18 protein-coding genes and 1 riboswitch are annotated in these 20449 nt (G+C 25.9%); all 18 genes read right to left on the bottom strand.

Features of this window, described 5'->3' with window-relative positions:
* Positions 1 to 6 precede the first annotated feature (6 nt).
* Positions 7 to 1209: a hypothetical protein gene (locus SERIO_RS02060; protein ID WP_158500489.1), complete on the bottom strand. Its 1203-nt coding sequence runs from the start codon at positions 1207 to 1209 to the stop codon at positions 7 to 9.
* Positions 1210 to 1352: 143 nt separating this feature from the next.
* Entirely contained in the window at positions 1353 to 1733 is a 381-nt protein-coding gene (locus tag SERIO_RS02055; RefSeq protein WP_047791248.1) for a hypothetical protein, read from the bottom strand.
* 87 nt (positions 1734 to 1820) lie between these two features.
* Entirely contained in the window at positions 1821 to 3626 is a 1806-nt protein-coding gene (locus SERIO_RS02050) for a hypothetical protein (protein WP_047791247.1), read from the bottom strand.
* A 45-nt stretch (positions 3627 to 3671) separates the two neighbouring features.
* Entirely contained in the window at positions 3672 to 5414 is a 1743-nt protein-coding gene (locus SERIO_RS02045; RefSeq protein ID WP_047791246.1) for a lipoprotein, read from the bottom strand.
* Between the two features lie 709 nt (positions 5415 to 6123).
* Complete coding sequence (locus SERIO_RS02035) at positions 6124 to 6966, bottom strand: hypothetical protein (RefSeq protein WP_047791244.1); 843 nt, start codon at positions 6964 to 6966, stop codon at positions 6124 to 6126.
* Between the two features lie 356 nt (positions 6967 to 7322).
* Positions 7323 to 7841 (bottom strand): hypothetical protein, encoded by a 519-nt coding sequence (locus SERIO_RS02030; RefSeq protein WP_047791243.1) that lies wholly within the window; start codon positions 7839 to 7841, stop codon positions 7323 to 7325.
* 28 nt (positions 7842 to 7869) lie between these two features.
* Positions 7870 to 8751, bottom strand: coding sequence for an ABC transporter ATP-binding protein (locus tag SERIO_RS02025; protein ID WP_053040809.1), 882 nt, complete (start codon positions 8749 to 8751; stop codon positions 7870 to 7872).
* Positions 8752 to 10434: a hypothetical protein gene (locus SERIO_RS02020; RefSeq protein ID WP_047791242.1), complete on the bottom strand. Its 1683-nt coding sequence runs from the start codon at positions 10432 to 10434 to the stop codon at positions 8752 to 8754.
* Positions 10435 to 10639: 205 nt separating this feature from the next.
* Positions 10640 to 11881 (bottom strand): hypothetical protein, encoded by a 1242-nt coding sequence (locus SERIO_RS02015; RefSeq protein WP_047791241.1) that lies wholly within the window; start codon positions 11879 to 11881, stop codon positions 10640 to 10642.
* A 175-nt stretch (positions 11882 to 12056) separates the two neighbouring features.
* Complete coding sequence (locus SERIO_RS02010; protein WP_047791240.1) at positions 12057 to 12650, bottom strand: hypothetical protein; 594 nt, start codon at positions 12648 to 12650, stop codon at positions 12057 to 12059.
* A 58-nt stretch (positions 12651 to 12708) separates the two neighbouring features.
* Positions 12709 to 13746 (bottom strand): lipoprotein, encoded by a 1038-nt coding sequence (locus SERIO_RS02005; protein WP_047791239.1) that lies wholly within the window; start codon positions 13744 to 13746, stop codon positions 12709 to 12711.
* Between the two features lie 12 nt (positions 13747 to 13758).
* Positions 13759 to 14490 carry a hypothetical protein gene (locus SERIO_RS02000; RefSeq protein ID WP_047791238.1) on the bottom strand — a complete coding sequence of 244 codons (732 nt, stop codon included), beginning with the start codon at positions 14488 to 14490 and terminating at the stop codon, positions 13759 to 13761.
* Between the two features lie 4 nt (positions 14491 to 14494).
* Complete coding sequence (locus SERIO_RS01995; RefSeq protein WP_047791237.1) at positions 14495 to 14992, bottom strand: hypothetical protein; 498 nt, start codon at positions 14990 to 14992, stop codon at positions 14495 to 14497.
* Positions 14993 to 15159: 167 nt separating this feature from the next.
* A riboswitch (cobalamin riboswitch) is annotated at positions 15160 to 15329 on the bottom strand.
* Between the two features lie 71 nt (positions 15330 to 15400).
* Positions 15401 to 16669, bottom strand: a complete 1269-nt coding sequence (locus tag SERIO_RS01990) for a hypothetical protein (RefSeq protein WP_047791236.1) — start codon at positions 16667 to 16669, stop codon at positions 15401 to 15403.
* A gap of 57 nt (positions 16670 to 16726) precedes the next feature.
* Positions 16727 to 17530 (bottom strand): hypothetical protein, encoded by an 804-nt coding sequence (locus tag SERIO_RS01985; RefSeq protein WP_047791235.1) that lies wholly within the window; start codon positions 17528 to 17530, stop codon positions 16727 to 16729.
* Between the two features lie 120 nt (positions 17531 to 17650).
* Complete coding sequence (locus SERIO_RS01980; protein ID WP_047791234.1) at positions 17651 to 18448, bottom strand: ABC transporter permease; 798 nt, start codon at positions 18446 to 18448, stop codon at positions 17651 to 17653.
* 1 nt (position 18449) lies between these two features.
* Positions 18450 to 19274: an ABC transporter permease gene (locus tag SERIO_RS01975; protein ID WP_047791233.1), complete on the bottom strand. Its 825-nt coding sequence runs from the start codon at positions 19272 to 19274 to the stop codon at positions 18450 to 18452.
* 87 nt (positions 19275 to 19361) lie between these two features.
* Entirely contained in the window at positions 19362 to 20408 is a 1047-nt protein-coding gene (locus SERIO_RS06250) for a hypothetical protein (protein WP_053040808.1), read from the bottom strand.
* Positions 20409 to 20449: the final 41 nt, after the last annotated feature.

Genomic DNA, 20449 nt, shown 5'->3' with positions numbered 1-20449 from the left:
CCTCCTTTAATTTGAAATATTTTTACGAGTAATAATCATAAAAGCGCCAATGGTTAATAACCCTGCTAAAATAAGATAAACAATTTCAATCAAATAATCATCTTGAAACGGATGTAAATTTTCAACATCAAGTTGATTTTTATTGTTTAGAATTAATTCAAAGTCTTGATAACTAATTAACATATTATTTTGATTATCAAAATCTGGGGAGAAATTACTAAACGGATAAAACCAAAAATTACCATAATAACCAACCATTGAACTTCAAATACGATTTCAATGTTCAATTACATTAAAATAACTAATCGCTTGGTAGATGCCAATAATACTTTGATATTTTTTAAAACTTTCATCAAGACTAACTTGACTTGTTTTAAAAGTGTTATAGTCATAAACAGCATTATAAATAATGTCTTCTAAGTTTCGAATAATAAAATATAACGGATTATTATAAACTTTTAAAAATTCGCGCTGTAATTCAGCATTAAAACGATAAACTTTTGAACCACTCATGAAACTTTTATAAATTTCATTATAAACTTCACCATTAATTTTATTGCTATCAAAAGTAGAGCCATCATCCAGCTTTAATACTAATGAACTATCATTATAAGTTAATAATCCACAACATTTTGGTGATTCTAAATCAATAAATTGATTTAAATTATATGTTGTTTCATAATAATCAGCAATTTCTAATAATTCTTTAATATATACGGATGATGAACGTGATTGTTGCAAACTCGTTAAATCTTTAAAATAATTATCAAAACTTAAATCAATTTCAACACCATTCATAATATCAGGATTATCTTTTCAATAATTCACAATACCTTTTAAAACAAAATCCTTACTTTCGGTTAAACCTAATGATCGGTATAAATCAATTCTTTTCATTGTTACATCTTCAGCAGCAGGATTTTGCAACTCAGCATCACTTAATGAGTTATAAAAATCATAAATTTTCTTGGTAATATTTGGGTATTTCATCTGCTTAGTATCTAAATAATTTTTAAAATTAATAATTTCTTTAACTTGAGAAATTGTTTTTAACCCTTTTCCTTCAAAATTAATTGTTATTCAATTAGTTTTTTCCTTAAATAATGAATAAGGTAAACCTCCTAATAAAAAGAGACTACAAAAAATTGTTAAAATTAAGAAAACAATTTGGGAAGATAAAAAGGCTGTTAAAAAAGCTGTTCCGCTCATCACAATAAACCCAAACATTAAAGAATAAATAATTAATTCTTTTATAATATGCAAAAAATAATTAAAATAATGAGAATAATTAATACTATTAATAATAAATCCAACTAATGCACTAGCGCCACAATTAACTAAAATAAAGATAATTACAACAAAAAAACACTAATTAATTGTCATAAAATAATTGAAAATCGTGAATAAGGTTTAGTAATTAGTAATAAAAAGGAATTATCCTCAAATTGGTTACTAAATAACTTAATCGTACAAATAACAGTTAATAATAAAAGTAACAGGTTTGTAAAAATTAGCACTAAATATTGGTAATTTACTAAAAAACTACTACCATCTTTTGCACTTAAGAAAAATACCATTGTACAAACAATCATAACGGTTAATGATAAAAGAAAAAAAACTCATAATGTTATTAAGTGACTTAATTTCATTAATGAAAAATTAAAAATCGCAAACATCCTTTTTTTTCGATGAAGTTTTTTAAAAGTTACAACACTTGTTGGACTATTATTCATTATTATTCCTTTCTTTAAATTAATGTTTTTGCTTATTTTAGCAATTAAAATAACTTTGCTCCCCCCACACTACCCTTAATAAATTTTTTAAATTCTAATTAAATCATCAATTGTTCAAGAATTATCAAGTTGTAAAAAACCTAATTTTCTCCAATAATCATTACTAAACTTAAAGTTAACTGTCATTGGTTTAAAACTTAAATCTGTTCTGTAAAAATGTAAGAAGTATCCATTTACTTTAACTCCTAGTGAATACGAATATGGTAAATATATATTTTTAAAAACTATCTGATGATTATCTTGATCAATTTCATATTTTAAATCTTTATAATCATCATCTTGATAACCTAAAAATTGAATTTTTCCACCAAGATCAGAATTAATCTCAATGTTAGTGTTGCCAACCTTTATACCTGTTTTATAAGCTGTAAAAGTATTATTATAGATACTTAATAAATTATTAAATGCATATGAACCTAATCGACTAGGAAGTTGTTCAAAAAGTGATAAATTATTCAATAAATTATCTTTTAAATAAAAATTAATCGCTTGATCAGGTTGATAGTCAAACATCTGGTTAAAATAGTCCTTATTAAAATAATCCAAAATTATTTCAATAAAATAATTACTACTTAATTCCCGACTCGCTGCTTTTTTCAAAACTAGATTAATTGCAATAGTTCCTAGGTTAAATCCTTCAAATTCTAAACTATTAAAGAAGAACTGCCCGATCGCATAAATTCGATTATTATCTGGAATATTATTAAAATCAATATTATAACTATTTTTTAAAAATTTAGTTATTCGATTAATAAAATTAATTTCTTCAACCTGGCAGAGATGTTGTCATTCACTTTTAATGGTAGTTGGCCAGCCCTTTTTAATGGTTGTTAAATTAACATCTTTGAAAGAATAACCTCTTTCTTTCAAAAACTCATCTTCTAATTCAAAATGATAATCATTAACTTTAAAATTTTCTAACCCTTCAAATAGTTTTTCATGTAAAACTTGAAAAATATTATTACTTAAAAATGCTTGATCTTGGTCGGAAAAATTATCATGGTTAAGTTTTTTAAATTCTTGGTACTTATCATCTAAATTAGCTAAGTCAATTTCTGTTGCATTATAAGAAAAATAATCTTGTAATGCTACAATGATAAATTCACGTAGTTGTTTAAAATCATCTAAATTATTTGCAGAAAAATATAAATTTAAATTATCATAATTAATATCCATTGTTTCTAAATGACCATCTTTAAAATAATTTAACTGTAACTTTAAAGAACATAACACCCGATAAATATCGTATAACCTATCTGATCCAAACTTATCTAATTCTTGTTGAATTGCTGCTAACACGGTTTGGTTCTTAATTTTCCCTAAGGCCTGAATAACCCCATTAAAATCAAATGGCATTAAATTAAAAGTTGTGCGATCAAAATTAACTGTTAATATATTATTACTTTCAATATTATTAAATAATGCTAAATATTTTTTATTCGTTGATAATTCATAATTAATTTTTTTAATAATTGGCGTTAACAAATTAAAAATTAATTTTTTCTTATTTTGTTCTTGAATTTCAACAGCATGGTTAGGATTTTTAGTAGTTAAATCTTCTAAAAATTGCTTAAATTCTCAATAAGGTACCTCTGGGGTTCCCACATTTGCTAGTCTAAATAAATTTTGGCTTTCATTAACAACTGCACCTAAATTATTAGTAATATCATTCGAAATCATTACTAATAAATCTTCTAATTCATCTGTTTTGTCATCAGGAACGATCGAATTATCTTTTTGTTCATTAGTTTGATAAATATGACAAGCACTAATACTAGTTGTCCCCGCCCCTAATAAAGTAACTGTTCCTAAAATAGATAATAATTTTTTCATTTTAATATGTCTCTCTTTTTTTAATTTAAATTGTGTTGTTAACTTTTAGGCAATTAATTCTTCAATTGTTGCAATTTGTAAATTACTAACTAACATATCTGATCAGTTTTCTTTTGCAAACATAAAACTAATTTGCTTAATTTGATTTGGGTCATTGCCAATGAATGGATAAAGTTTTAAACAATAACCATTTATTCTAAACACTAAATTTTCAGCAGCCTTGTTATCCATTAGTTGATAACTAATCAGATGATTTGTATCATCAAAAGTAGGTCCTGCTAAATTATTAACTGTTGTAAGTGGCAATTCTAAGTTCATTAACCCGCCCTCAGAAAAATCAATCAGTTCGCTGCCAAGTGTAACTCCTGATTCGTAATGAATAAAAACATTTCGATAAATACTTAATAAATTATTAAAAGTTAATTTGCCTTTAATATTGCTTAGCTCAGTATAAACTGATTTTTTATCTAATAAATCATCTTTAATATTAAAAATTAATTGATCAGTGCTAAAACTAAACATTTTATTTCCTAAAAAATTCTGTGCTAAAAAATCAGCTGCCACTTTGGCAAAATAACCCCAACTTTTTTCTCTTGTTCAGGTTTTTTTAATTATCAAGTTAGTTTCAACTTGCTCTAATGCTAAATCTTTAAACTGCCAATTATTTAAGGAAAATTTACCATATCCAAAAATACGATTAGCATCTAAAACCTGTTGTCCTTCGGGAACATTTTTCAGAAAACTTTGCAAATTATTCATAAAATCTGTCTCTTGTTTAGTTAAAGTATTAGAAAGTGATGAATAAAGTTCTGGTGTTGTTAATGATGATAAATTATTTAAATTATAATTACTACTATCATCAAGTGTATTACTTCCAAATTCATTGTTTAAAGTAGTGCTATAACTATTTATCTTTAAATTTTTAAAGTCATGAAAAATAGTATTTTTTAAAATATTGAAAACATTTGTATTTAAAAAATTAGGGTCACTTGTTAAAGAAGCTTTATCTAATTTTAAAAATTCTTGATATTGTTTTGCATCTAATTTAGTGAAATCAATTTCTTGAATTGAATTAGCAATAAATTTTGATAAATTATCAGAAGCAATTGTAATTAACTGACTAAGGGCAGCAATATTGTACACAATATAAAGATTAAAATTATTAAGACTTAAATCTAAAGTTTCTAATTTTCCTTCTTTTTGATAACTCAATTTTAAGTTTAATTTAACTTCTAAATGGTAAACATCTTTTAAAGCATCCTGGTTAATATTTTTTAATGCTTCTTTTAATGTATCATTACCACTTTCTCCTAAAGCATCAATAATCCCTTGTCCATCAAAATTTTGTTTTGTTAAAGTAGAAGTTTCAGTATTTAAAGTTAAAATATTTTTTGATGGCAAGTTATCAAATAACACACTAAATTCTTTATTAGCAATTAAAGTTGTACTAATATCTTGAACAATATTATTTAAATTATTAAAAATAGTTTTCTTAACTTTTTGATCAGTAACTTCCTTACCAACATCAGTATTTTTAATTATGTCAACAATATTACCACCCGTTATTTCAGAATTACTAAGAGTACTAGCTGTAATTAAATTCTTACGTTCATTAACAGTTTTGCCAAAAGAACTAACAACTTGATTTTGTAACTTTGTTAAGAGTTCCTCAAAATTAACTTGTTGTTTTTCAACATCAGACTGATGTGATCCTCCACAAGCAATAATATTAGTAGTTACCGAAGAACTTAAACAAATTACCCCTAAAAATGACAACAATTTCTTCATTTATTCTTATATCCTCTCTTTATTTAGTCTTAAAATTACAAAACTAAAAAATAACATTTGCTTTATCTTAAATGTTTTTTACATACCCTTTTTTGAGATTAGACACCTAAAAATTCACAGTCCCGCTATTCTCACATCTAATCGTATTAAAAAAAAGCAATAGTTTTCACATTTATGAAAATAAACGTTATTGAAAAAAAATAGCTCTTTAAGTCATTTAAACTTATTTTATTATTTATTGAATATTTCAAATTTATGAAAATTTTATATATTTTTAATTAATTTTATGAAAATGATTAATTAAATTATGTTTAATAATTTTTTTGTTCAAATATTGATGCTTTTCTATTTTCATCAATAAATTTACATCAACATCACTAATTAATAATTCAATTTTTGTAGATTGATTTTCCTTTACATTGTGGTAAATAAATACCATTTTTCATTTAACTTTTTTAAATTTATTATTTGATATATTAATTAAAGTTATTTGATCGTAATTTTTAACTTTCTTTTGAATTAATTCTGCTAAAATAATCAAATCATTTTTACTTAAATTATCAATTTCCTTTTTAATTTCCTTTAGTTACATAACTTTCATCTCAATATCTATTTAACTAATGGATATTAAGTTTCTTTTTTTATTTTCACGAAATTAATTAAAAATATGAAATTTTAAAATAAAAAAAGCATTTATAAAATGCTTTTTTTAAACAAGATCTTTTTTATAAAATATCAAATATGTCAAACCTCATAGACAACAAATAAGAACCAAATAAACTCCAGTTAAAACTCCATAATTAATATTCCTTGTTAAAACAAACGAATTTGTTATTAAAAAGGTTCGAACTAAACGATTATTATTAACATCATTTTTTTGAACTTCTATATAATTGAAATAATTATTATTAGGAATATGAACATCACCTAAACTATAAAAAGTAGTTGTAAGGTTACTCTGATCTTCAACATTCATAAAGGGTGTTAAAAGTTTATACGGATGATAAAATAAATTAAAATAATTAGTATATTTGATAACATCATTATAATAATAAACCTTATGAATTAAATTTTGATCTTGGACAGTAATTACCTGGTGATAATATTCATTTAATAAAACAATTAAATCTGTAAAAATCCCAAGAAAACCTGTTAAACTAAAATCATTAAGAGAAACATTGTTAATTAAATAACTTAGATTGTTTAACTGAACATTAGCTTGGTTGGCTGCTAAAGATCAAAATGTCAAATTATAGTTAGAACTAGGTTTCACTATCTCAAGAAACTTAACAATATTTTTATTTAAGAATTTTTTTTGCTGTAAATTATCGAATGTTAACATTCGGCTTAATAAATTTTTAATTGCCAGATCAGGCATTTTGGTAATTAGCGACTGATAATTATTATAAAGTTGACTAACATTTACCAGTCCAACATGATCAGATAATACGCCTAGATTTAAATTTGTTATTAAAGTTTGAATAAGATGATTATTACTATGTAAGAAATTTGCAGTTAGACTGGAAGAAATAACTAATTTTTGTTGTTGCATAATTTTAACAATATTTTGACAACCATTGAGGCTTTGAGAACTAGCACATTGGGTTATTAAATTATTAAAATCTTCTGGAGAATTATTAACTAAAAATTGGATCTTAGTAAATAATAATGGATTCTAAAAATAAGGGAAATCATACATCGGAGTAAAAAGATCACTAGTAAAATTTAATTCCCTAATAAACTTTGCAAAATAACTCCCATACTGCTGTTCGAAAGTTGTTTTAGTTTTCTGATCTTGTAATAATTTTGAAACAATTCCCGCATCATTAAGGGGGGTTGTTACAAAAACACAACATATTATATTACCAATTGTAATAAAAAAATTAATAAGGAAAAATAATAAAATAATTATGCGGGGGAAAATAAATAACTAAAGAAAATAGTTAAACTAAAAAAAGTAATGATTAAAATTATACTAAATAAGATAAAACCATAAAAACGATTAAAATAATAGTTACTATAATTAATATTAATAAGATAACCAAATAATAAAGGGATAATTATACTTATAATAATCGTCAAAAAAGTAATGATAAAAATGGCACTAAATTTAGAAAGAAAAATATTTAGTCGGGAATATCGCATTATTGAAGTTGTTAAATAACTAGTATTATCAGTTATATCATCTTGAAAAAAATTAATGCTTTTCATCACTACAAAAAAACCAGTAAAAACAAGAAAACTTAAATAATAAATAAAATATCCCAGGGCAACTGCATCACTAAAATTTAAACTATTTTTTGCCACCAGAGCAAAAATAACTAAGGTAAAAATTAGGTTAATAGCAATCTGAAAAAAAAGATAAATTTTTGTAACAAAACTTTTAAATAATAACCAACAATAAACTTTAAAAAGTTGTAATTTCATCTGAAATGCCCTTCCCTTCTAGTTTTAGTTATTTAATATATTTATTATATAAATCATAGAGTGTCTCATGATGTTCTTTTAATTTAGACGGTTTAATTTTTAATTGATATAATTTTTCTAAAAAAATTTGTTTTGGTTCTGAAAGAGTTATTATGCAGGTATCATTTATTTTTTGATATGCAAGATTATTTTGCTGAGCATAGTTCTGAAAGATTTTTTCAGAAGTACTATCTAAAAAACTAATTTCCAACACAGGATTTATTAATTTGGGACGAGTTCCTGAATATAGAATTTTTCCTTCTTTAATAATTGTTAAGGAATCTAATAGTTCTTCTACTTCTGACAAAATATGTGTACAAATTAAAATTGTTTTTCCCTCGGCATTTAATTTTTTAATCAGTTTAATAATTCATAACCGCATATCAGGGTCAAGATTATCGGTAGGTTCATCTAAAATAATAACATCACAATCAGTAAATAAAATATTAGCAATTAATAACTTTTTCTTTAATCCACTTGAAAATTTATTGGGATTTTTCTTGGCAACAGCAGTTAAGTCAAGTTCTTTTAACAACTCCCAAGTTCTTGTTTTTGCTGCTTGATAGCTCATCCCTTTAATTAAACCTACCATTATCAAATATTGCTGACAAGTTAATCCTTTTTTAAAATTAGCCACTTCCGGAACATAGCCAATTTTTCCTTTAATTTGTTCAGCAATATAAACTTCCCCATGATTAATATTTAAAACATTGAGTAACGATTTAATCATCGTGGTCTTTCCCGAACCGTTAGGTCCAATTAATCCATGCAGTTGACCTTTTTCTAAAATAAAATTAATTTGGTGTAAAACCTCTTTGTTTTTAAATTGTTTTTTAACATCTACTAATTTAATTAAAATATTTGGTTGCATTTAAACTAAATCCTTTCTTTTAAAAAATAAATAGCCTAAATATAAACTACTAATTGCTAATGTTAAATAAACACAATAGATTGCCACTTTATTGGTATGATTGGAAATTTGAAATGGGTTAACGATTAGAATAATATTTGGCTGATCATTCTGAATAATTTGATAAAAATTAGGTAAGATTTTTTCATTTAATAACAAATAAAATTGTCCAGCTGCTAGCGAAAGATATTTTGTTAGTTGGGCACTTGGATTTGATAAATTAACATTTTCAAATTCATAATTACTAGTTCATAACTGGTATGGATGGTAAAGAATATCAAAATAATTAAGATAACGAAAGACTTCATTATACATAAAGATGCCTTGAACTCAATTATTAAAACTATTTTCATTATCAAATTCTAACAGGTTATTTAAATAATAATTCGATAAAGTTTGATAAAAATAATATCACACTGCCCCCTGACCATTAATGATCTCTTCATCAAAAGTATATTTGTATTTAGCAGCACTATTATGGTAATAGTTCATCAAATAATTAACGTTTTGCAACGGGACATTTAATTGCTTGGCAAACATTGGAATTAATGTTTCAAGCGTATTGCTTGGATTTACTTCCTTCATTTTTATAAAAGATAATAGTTTACTAATTGCAGGAGGAGAAAAATAGTTATTATGATAAATATTATTTACTAAAATATTAGCAAGCATTTTTAAATAATTATTTTTAAAATTATTAACATTCACTGATTTAGAAACTTCCTGGCTTCACTTTTGCTGAGAATAAGCAGGTTGAACAATTAAATTAGCATTTAAACTATCAGTTGTTAAAATATTTTTAAAAATTGAATTATCTAAAAACTGATGACTAAACCTTAGTTTCATTGTTAGTTCCCCATCATGAAAAGTTTTAAATACCTGGTCACAAACACTAATTGTTTGAGCATTAAGACAAGAAATAAGTAGTTGGTTGAAACCTAGGGTTGAATTATTATATTGAAAAATAGCATCTTGAAAAAACGGAAACTTATTTTTAATTTTAAATAGGTTATTCGCCAGGGTTGCATCAATTTGAACATTATAATATTTTTGAAAATTTAAATTAGTAACAATATTTTTAAATTCTTTCAAATAGTAATATTCGCTATATTGTTTTCGCTGTTTGGCAGTAATTAAAGCTAGGATATAGGGTGAGGTACGCCCATTGGAATCAGAATATTGTAACCCAAAAGCAATAAGAAAATTAATTCCAAAACTAATTAATGATATTAAAATAAATCAAATAATTGTTGCCTTAGCTGAAAAAAGAAAACTTAATAATAATGTTAATATAAAAAAGAAAATAATTAATATCATACTTGTAGCTACAAAACCATAAAATTTAGTAAAAAAGTAATTGCCATAATTAGCATCAAGGCCATAACAACATAGAAGTGGAATAATTGTACTAATCATAATTGTTGAAAACGTAATGATAAAAATTGCTAAAAAACGTGCACAATAAAGATTTAATTTGGAATATTTTAGGGTGCTAGTAATTAAATAGTTAGTACCATCTTGTTCCTCATCTTTAAAAAGGGCTAATGTTATTAAACAAATATAAATTCCGCTCACAAAATTAAAACAAAAATATAATAAAAAATAAGTTCAAGCAATATTAGTTCCAAGCGCATTCTTGGTCACTATAATGCTGCTAATTCCTAGTAAAAACAAAAAATTTAGTAAAAATTGAAGAATAAAATATACTTTAGTGCTAATGAATGTTATTAATAATCATAAATATGTTACTAATATTTTTCAATGAAAAATTGCCAACTTCATTTATAATAAGTTCCTTTCAAAAAATAAAAAATTAGAAAACACCATGTGGGCCTTCTAATTTTTTATCTTATTCAAATTTTACACTATTTATTGCCATTGTTCCAGAAATTCGGTCAAGCGGCGCTGAAATTACCTTAATTTCCATAAAACCATAAGTTCGAAATTGAAGCTCCATTGTTTCAGGAATAATTCTTATTCATATTTTTAAAGTTATATTAGCATATGCCATTCCTGAAGAATCACTTCACGAAAGTTCTGATATTTTTGTCCCTTCTTCAGTGGGTGAAATATCTTTTAAATTAAGAGCTAAATTTTCATTACTATGCGAACCAGCAATTAATGATCAATTTCAATCATAGCCAAGATTACTATAATTTATAATTAGATTTGAGTATTCAGTTTTAAAACGTTCTCAATCTTCGCCATATCATTTTGATAAATCGGCTATTGTATTTCAACTACGATATTTATTTGAATTTGCTCATGAATCATAACTACTTCAATCGGCGGTTGCCGTTCCTGATTCAGAATAGTTAGGATTAAATGTTAAATTTTTATATAATACTCCTAAAGTTAAATCAAATGATAAAAAACTATTTTGTACTAAATTAACTGACTCTTTGACAACATTTAATCTAATGTGATATTTAAAGGTATAGTTATTAATTTTAGTAACTGGATTATCAAGACCGATAACTTCAATATTATTAATATTGTCAATAAATAAACTTCCTGTTTCTTCCGGTGATGCGGCTAAGAAAATATCTAAATTATTAAAAATTTCTTCTTTATAAGCATTTGCATTTGTTGTACCAAAAGCAATCTTTGTTGTTTTTGCTTTAACTGTTATCCCATTTTTTAATAATTCAGTAAAATCATTAATATCAATTTTTCCGGTATTTTTTAAAATAACTTTAAAATTAGCAACTCCTTCATATTTTTCATCAGTTGGTTTCGCAATAATATAAATATTGTATGTAATTGATGAATCAAAATTTGGCATTTCAAATTTAGCATCTTTAATAATAAAGCGCTCTGGATTTGTTAATAAATCAACCCAAAATTCTTCATAAGTAGGATATGAATTTAACATTGTAGTTCACACATGAGTCGTAATATCATCAACTTCATTACTATTTAGTTCAATAGTAGTTGGATTAATTTTCATATCATTTAAGTTAGTCTTATTAACTAACTTCACATTATTTGTTGAGGTAAAACTTGCAGAATTTAATTGTCCTGTTAAAGCCCCCACCGCTGGGGTACCACCTAATGTTAATGTTCCTAAAATAATCAATAACTTATTCATAATTATATATCTCCTTAATTTTTCTTATAATTTTATTATTACATATTTTTTTAAAAAATAACAAAAAATAAAAATATATTTCTATTATTAGGATAAATATTATCACTACCATATTTATGGTTAATAAGGTAGTGATAATAAAAATAAATTAATAATTTACTATATATAATATAATTTAAACTAATCTTACAAAATACAAATCAAATGTGTCATTTTGCTGTAATTCTAAACCATCAATTCCTCTGGTACAATAATTATTTGGCTGCTCAGCACAAAATGGATTAGTGGGACTATTTAATGATCAATATGACTCTTTTCAACCAGTTAAATAATCCTGAACTGATTTATTCCAATCATAAATTCCTTCTAAAACTCGCCCATATTGGGTTACCTCCGGATTAATTTTAAAAGGTGCTTTGATACCAGCAGTAATTGTTGGATAATAATTATTTAAATAATTCATTAGATTACCTAAAGTATTATCATCTTGTAATAAGGTTTTATCAATTTTAGTTGTAATTGTTGCTAATGTTTGTTGGGGTTTTGCTGGATCTCATTGTGATCAGTCAACATAAGCATTAATAGTAATGGTTTCATTATTGCTAGGGATAGCGGAACTAAAATCCCAATTAGCATCAATCTGATAATTATTATCAACCCCCGGTGTTAATAGCTCCTGCGGTGTTGCATTTTGGATATTTCCGACTTGCGAAATTATTGGGGTTGTAATTAATGTTAAACTTGACATTATTGTTAGTAAATTTTTCATCTTAATTCTCCTTTGCAAACATTCGTGCGGATATTTTTCCGAATGTTATGATATGACGTTAACTAGCCATAATTTTATTATCTTTAAATTTTGTGGTTTCTTGGTCATTAAATGATAAATAATCTGATTGTAATAAATAATCTTTAATGTCTTGATATTTAAACATTTCTTTATTAATAATTGGCAATTGAGGTGACGAAAAAGCTAAATGATCTTTCGTTCATGCTTGTTGATTAGGAGTATCATAAATTCGAAACATAAATCCCCAGTGAGGTAATGAATAAGTAACTACTTCCCCATTATTATTAATCCAATATTCATTTGAATTAACTTCCAAACGATAGACATGCTTTTGAGTTGTTGCATGTAATTTAAACAATCCCTTTGCTACTACACTTAGCGGCACATTCATGCCCGGATTACCCGCTGCTCACTGGTTATATAAATCTAATTCTGAATAAACATTTGGGTTATTTTTTAAATCTGGGATATTTTTTTCAGTTGATAGTAATTTTTCTCAGTGGTTTGAATTTCATCAAGTTGCTCGGTCGTCACCTTGGTATTTTGACATTGAACCAAATTTAATAAAACTTTCACGGTTCTTATCACCTCAAGTTGTTTTTGCCTTACTACTATTTAAAATATCATCAAATTTTTGGTAGGCCATTAATGCAGCTCCACCTACCGAAGTATCTTGGGTAATAAACTGGTTACTTTCAAAATTACTATCAAAAATTATTGGTTCTTTTCCTTTTGTTGTCATCCCCATATCAGAAGTATCAATTAATTGTAAATACTGCGTAGCTTCTGTTAAATTATTAGCTGCTTGTAAATAAATAAAAAGATTATTATTTTTTGCAATATCTAAATAATCATGCTGATCCCAAATTGATTTGGTATTGGTATCAACATAATAATTTTCATATGCTACTCTGACTGCTTCTTTGTTTTGACTAACCACTTTCGCAAAAGTTTTTACTCAGGCAGGTTCTTGATATTGTTGATTGTTTGTTTGATTATTTAAACACCCCACCAATGGTGTTGTAATAGTGGTTAATAAAGTTAGACTCGTAAATATTGTTAATAATTTTTTCATTCTTAAATGTAACTACCTCTCTTGTATTTTTTCGTTTTCGCTTAATGGTTCTAATGGTTTCATTTCAAATGATGAAGTCGTCTCTAATTTTGCTTGGGTTTTTTTGGAAAAAATATTATAGGAAATAATGCGTTTATCATCTTCATAAAATAAATAATATTGGAGATGGTTAACTCATAGTCTGGTTAAAGGATAAAATAAAACCCCGGCCATCATAATATTTCCCGCACAGTGAATACCATCATAAGATAATCCGTTTAATCATCAGGCAATTAAGGCAAAACTTTGCCCCCCGTTAATTTGGTTACCAATGATGACCACTACTAGTCAGTTAATAACAGCAAAAACAAAACCAAATAATAACCCAAAAAGACCAGCAATAATAATAAATGTTCACCATCATTTGAGAATTACCGGACGACAAACTCGCCCAATAACCGCTAAAAGTGGCCAAATAATTAAGTATGGTAAAAACCAACTTAAATTAAAACCCCAGTATAAACCATCAAGAAAGCAAAAAATTAGACTAATACTAAAACTCATATAAAAAGGAAAATAAACTCCAGCAAATAAAATTAATAATGTCACTGGTTCAATGTTTGGTAAAAAAGCCATTGCTTCTTTTAACGCAAAAACTAACGCCGCATAAATTGGAATTAAGCAAATTTGAATTAAAGTTTTAATAGTATAAGGACGCTTATGAAACAAAAATTTTGTTTTTAGTTTACCTCAAAAATTTTTCATAATTTTATTGTGTAACTAACATTAAATTAAAAACATCATTATTTTTCAAGAATAAATCATCAATCCCTACCCCACAAATATCAGAAATATTACTTTTAGGATCAGTATTACCCTTACATTTTGAATTTGTGGGACTGGTAATTGCTCAATATTCAGAATCATGAGCTGTTTTTTTAATTCATCCTTTGTTAGTATTAACTCCTTCTAGCCAATGTCCTAAAGAACCACTGGCAATAACCGCAAAGCTATCAGGATAATTTTGCATTAAATCTCCTAATGTTAACATTGTTGATTCATAGTTGGAACTAAACAACATTTCATGGACCGGTTTTGTCGCATCGTAGGCATTAATTTTTATTTTTAAAGTATTATCAACCCGATTTTTTAATGCAAAATACTTTGGCAAATATGTAATGTTTAAGATTACCGAAGCACTAAAAATAATACTCGCAAGGGCAATTATTAACCACATTACTCAATTTTTTTTATTAGTTTTATTCATATTGTTCTCCTTTAATTATGAGTTCTTAACAACTAAAAAAACGCTTTTGGAGCGTTTTGAATAATTATTAATTAGTAGGTTTTGGTTAGAAAATCAACCTTCATTTTAACTACTAGTAAACAATTAATTATCCAAACCCCAGGGATAATAATTATCGTATTGATAATTGGTTTGTAAATTTTTAGATCGGTCTACTGGCTTAGCTTCATTTTACTTACTATTCCTTCTCAAGATCTTTATCTCAATGGATTTTTATAGTGTTCATCAGCATTACAGTTGCTGGGACAGCCTAGGACTTGCACCTAATTCCCGTAATATCCAAAATTTGCTTTTTTAAGTTGTTATCTTAATAATATGAAGAAGTTGTCAAAATTGCAAACATTATTTTATTTTTTACATCTAAATAAACTATTTATTATTTAATTCATATAAATAAAGATGATTTATATCAGCACTAACTACTGAAAAAAATAATTTATGATCAGAAGTCTCAAAAAAACCAGCAGCATAACTCTCTAACATGTTAGCAACCACAATTCTAATTGTACCATCATCATTCAATTGTAAAATTTGATGACTCCCATAATTGAAAGCCAAAATAGTGCCATCATCCAATTGCGCAATAGTCTGAACAAGAGTAGCGGTTTGTGATAAAAGTTTAAAATTATCTGATCCAATTTCTCAAGAATAAATATTACTCTCTGTAGCAATTTTTATCAAATCCCCAAAATTTGGATTTTTATTAATTAATAAAAATCCAATAACTTTCCCACCGTCATTAGAGGTTTCATAGAAATCATATGTTTTTTTAAGTGTTCAATCAAAATCAAAAATATAAATATATTTACCACTAGCAGCTAAAAACTGCCCATTAGAAAGTGGGAAAAAGTAAAGAATCTTATCAGGGCCACTAAATTTTTTAAGCAAAATTAACTTAGGTATTGATCCACTCAATTCTAAAGAATAAATTAGCAAATTATTAAAATTACCAGCAAAAACATAAATTTTACCATCTAACAACTGCACAATTTTATAAAATGTAATGTTAGATTCTGGAACATCAATGAAATCTTTTTTAAAAGAACCATCTCGATTTAACTCAACAATTTTTTTTCCTAAATTTAATAATATCGTTGAATCTTTCAATTCAGCTAATTTGGTATAATCAGTCCAAACTCCCCCTAAATTAGTCATATCAAAATGAGCAGTTTGTTTTTTTATTTTTCCAATATTAGGATTATATACTTGAAAATAAATTTCAATTGGTTCTACATTATCAGAAACATATATTTTACTGTCTTTTTTTGCAGTCACTTTTGCAGTTGAAGATGTAATTGACAACAACTCAATTTCTTCGATTTTTAGGTCTTTATTTTTAGCAACCAATGCTTTACTAATAGTTTCAGATTTATTATTTACAATATTACCAATATTTGGCTCAATTAAATCTTGCGATAATAATTTTTTCCCACCAGTATTAAAATAAACCATCAAAGAATCACCAGGAATATAAACAGTACTATCTGGTTTAACAACAATTTTAGCTTCTGATTTATTATAGTCCTTAACTAATATTTGATTAATTTTTAAATTAGGATTTTCCTTGCCAAGATTATTTAAAACATCTTTTTCAATTGATGGATCATTAACTTCACCTACAATAATTTGGCTACTCAAATCTGTTTTTAAAGTTACTACTTGCGGTAAAAAAGTAACAGTAACTTGTGAATTATATTAATAATGACCACTAGCTGATTTTGCCGCAATAACTGCTGATGTTCGTGTAGTATTTCTTAAAAAAATATCTTCAACAACTACTCTAGGATTATGCTTTTTCACTTCTGCTAAAATTGTTGAATCTTGATTATCGGCAATATGGCCTAAAACATTATCATCAAAATCTTCAGCTAAAGCAATAAGATTAACCCCGCCATTAAAATTATTACTTGTCACTTTTTTAGAAGCAGAAAAATAAAATCCTAATCCCGTAGCCAAACCAGCAGCCACCAACAAAATAAAAATTAAAAAAGAAATCAAAAAATTACGGCGCATCTTTGACATATGCTTTAAACTATGCAAATGCATCATGCCCAATTGATTAATTTTACTATCAACATTTTTTAAATAATTAATATCTTCACTATTTGAAATTGGATAATTTAGATTTGGCAGATCTTGTGAAACCAAAGTTGGTGGATCAAAAGCTTTATCTTTCTTTACTATATTATTAGGGGTTTCATTCAAAAAGACTTTATTATTATAAGGAATAACATTTTTACGAACAATATCCTTATAATCACCTTTTATATCAAACAAACTACTTTTTACAAATAGCCCAAAATGACGATTAGCACACCGTAAATATAAGACTATTTTAATATCATACTTTTCTTTTAATTCCACCAAACTCTTATTTCTAATTTCTAAAAATATTAAATTCTTTAAAAAATCTGGTCGAGTGACCTTAATAGTATTTAATTTATTTTGTAATTCTGCTTGACATTGCGCACACAAAAAATTAGGAATCATATTTTTCATAGTTTTTTACCCTCTTTTTTATAAATTAGTATATTTCAAATTATACATTAAAAAAAAAAAAAAAAAGATTTATGACATTTTTATATTTTCAAACTAATTTAATCCTCTCAAAAGAAATGGTTAAATTCATTTTTTTAATTTACTAATTAAATAAATTATTAGTAAAAAAACTAAAATTCAACAGCAAGAAATTACTAAGGGAACAGTGAGACTATCAAATAAATTATAGGTTCCTTGGTCAACAATTGGATGGTGATTATATAAAGGCACAAAATTATACCACCCAAGAATCATCACCCCCATTGGGTAAGTAAAGGGTAAGCAATAACTAAAATATTTTAAATAATGACTAGCTTTAATTACTAATAAAGGTAGATATAGCCCTGATAAAAAGACAGTTAATAAAAATATAATCCCCGCTAATAACAACGTTACTTTAAAGTTATTAAAAGCAATTCCTAAACAAAAACCGATTAAACAAGCTAAAATAGAATTCAGAACAACAGCAATAAAAACATAAAATCAATTAATTCAACTAAAATTAATTTGGGAATTATAAACTAAAAACCCGAAACCCATAATTCACATTGAACTAATAATACTAATTAATAAATTATATAAAATTAAGCTAACAATAAAATCTTTAACATTTACCATCAACACAGCTAAATGCTTATAAAACTTGGTAACTCGTAGTTCAGCAATCGTAATAGCAAGGTTAATTAAACCAATAGTGGGACCAATTGATAAAATAATGCCTGGTAATACAATAAAAGCAGCTTTTCCAGCCACTTGACTGTTCATTAAACTTGCTAACTGGGTCATAATTACTAAGAAGATAATTGGTAAAATAAAAACTAAAAACCATAATAAAATTGATTTATTTTGGTAACGCCAAATTAAGTGGAAAGTCTTCATTTTAATATGCCCCCTTGCTAAAATGGAAATACTTAAAATATCATCATCCTAAAATTACTAATAAAATAATGCCAATTAAAACTAAACTAATTATTAATGGAATTGTTAAGTTGGAAAAAATACTATAATCACTTGCTTTGACAAGTGGTTGTCCGGTCACGGGAATAACTGGAGGAGAATAATATCAACTAACTAATAAAATTCCCATTGGGTAAGTAAAAGGTAAGCAATAACTAATAATTGTTAAAAATAAATTATTTTTTAAAATTATGAGGGGGAGATATAACCCTGATAAGAAAATACTTAATAAAAAGATAACTAGCGCAATAATAATACTTCATTTAAAATTATTAATGACAATTCCTAATAAAAGTCCTAAACTACAAGCTAAAATTGTACTAATAATGATCGCGAGGCTAAACAATGGTCAGTTAATTCATTTAAAAGCATGGAGATATGAATGATAAACACTAAAACCAACTAACATTATTCATAATGTTCCTATTATAGTAACAAAGAGGTTATATATTATTAAACTGCCAAACAAAATTGGTAGATTAATTGTACTAATTTTTAAGTGTTTATAAAAAGTGGTATTCCGAATTTCAGAAATAGTAATTCCTAAATTAATTAAGCCAATTAGCGGACTAATGGCTAAAATTACACCGGGGAGGGCTAAATAAGGGCCGTTGCTAGAACCACTATTCAAAGTATTTGCTGTTTCCACACTTATAAATAAAAAAATCACTGGCACAATAAAAATTAATGCCCCGGAAATTCATGATTTACTTTGAAATTTTCAGATTAATTTAAAAATAATCTTCATTAATATTTTCCTTTTCTTCTCAGCATTTTGATTAGTATTTAATTTAATTATAATCAAAAATAAAAAATAGTTTTAAAAAACTATTCTTTATAAATTTAATAATTTACTAAAAGTAAAGTTTCCAATAATATAACTTGAACTACCGCCATAAATATCAGTGACAATTAATTTTACCCCTACTTTTTCATCTAACGGAATAATTGGCATGTTTTCAAAAATATTGTCGTTACTGTCAACAATTGGATGACCATCAACATAGTATTTAACTCATTTTAAAGGATCCCATGCAGTAAAGGTAAAGTTAATTTGGGCAATATTGCTATTAATACTACGACTTAAATGTGGTCCTCAAATATGGGTTAAATTAACATTATATTTTTCCCCACTTGCTTGAATAAAATGTTCTAAAATCGTATAGTAGAAAACACTTTGCACATATTTAACATTTTTAAAATCAAAATCTGGTAAAAATGGGTTACTATTTCAATCACGCCCTTGTTTAAACCAATTAGTATAATTACCACGTAATTTATCGACATATAATCAACGTTTTTTCTGAGCGGATGGAGTTTCAGGATTATAGATTTTTTCGTAATATTCAACAACTTTTTCCATATTAATAATAGAATCAGCTTTTTCCTGGTCGGTTAGATAGCTTTCATATTTATTAACAATCTTATCAGTTGGTTGTTCCATAATATCATTTGATGATAATAAAGATTCGCGAATTAGTTTATTGATATCTTTTTTATGATCATCATAATCGCGGGAATTTGGAGCTGTATATAATAAAGAATTTGAAGTTAAAGAAACTTTCGGACTAAAATGTTGGGCATTTATGGAAGGACTAATCTTATTAAGATTAAGGTTCGTTTCTAATAAATTCCCATTAAGATTATTAACATCTTCAGCTGCTCATTTATCTAAATTATAATCAAATAATGATGAAATTTTTGATTTTCCTGGAATATCAAAACCACCTAAAACGGCATCATTAATATCTTCTTCATTTTGCTTAGTCATCCCATCATTATTATAAAATGGTAAAGCCGTATCTAGGTTACAAGAAACAATATTCATTGTTGAAGAAGTTATTAAAGTTATCGAAGTTGTAAGCGCCAACAATTTCCTCATTTTAATGTCTCCTTTATCTGTATATTTCTTTTGCCTAATTA

Origin of the sequence: Spiroplasma eriocheiris, from assembly GCF_001029265.1 — a bacterium.
GTDB lineage: Bacteria > Bacillota_I > Bacilli_A > Mycoplasmatales > Mycoplasmataceae > Spiroplasma > Spiroplasma eriocheiris.
This window is presented reverse-complemented; position numbering and strand designations above follow the sequence as displayed.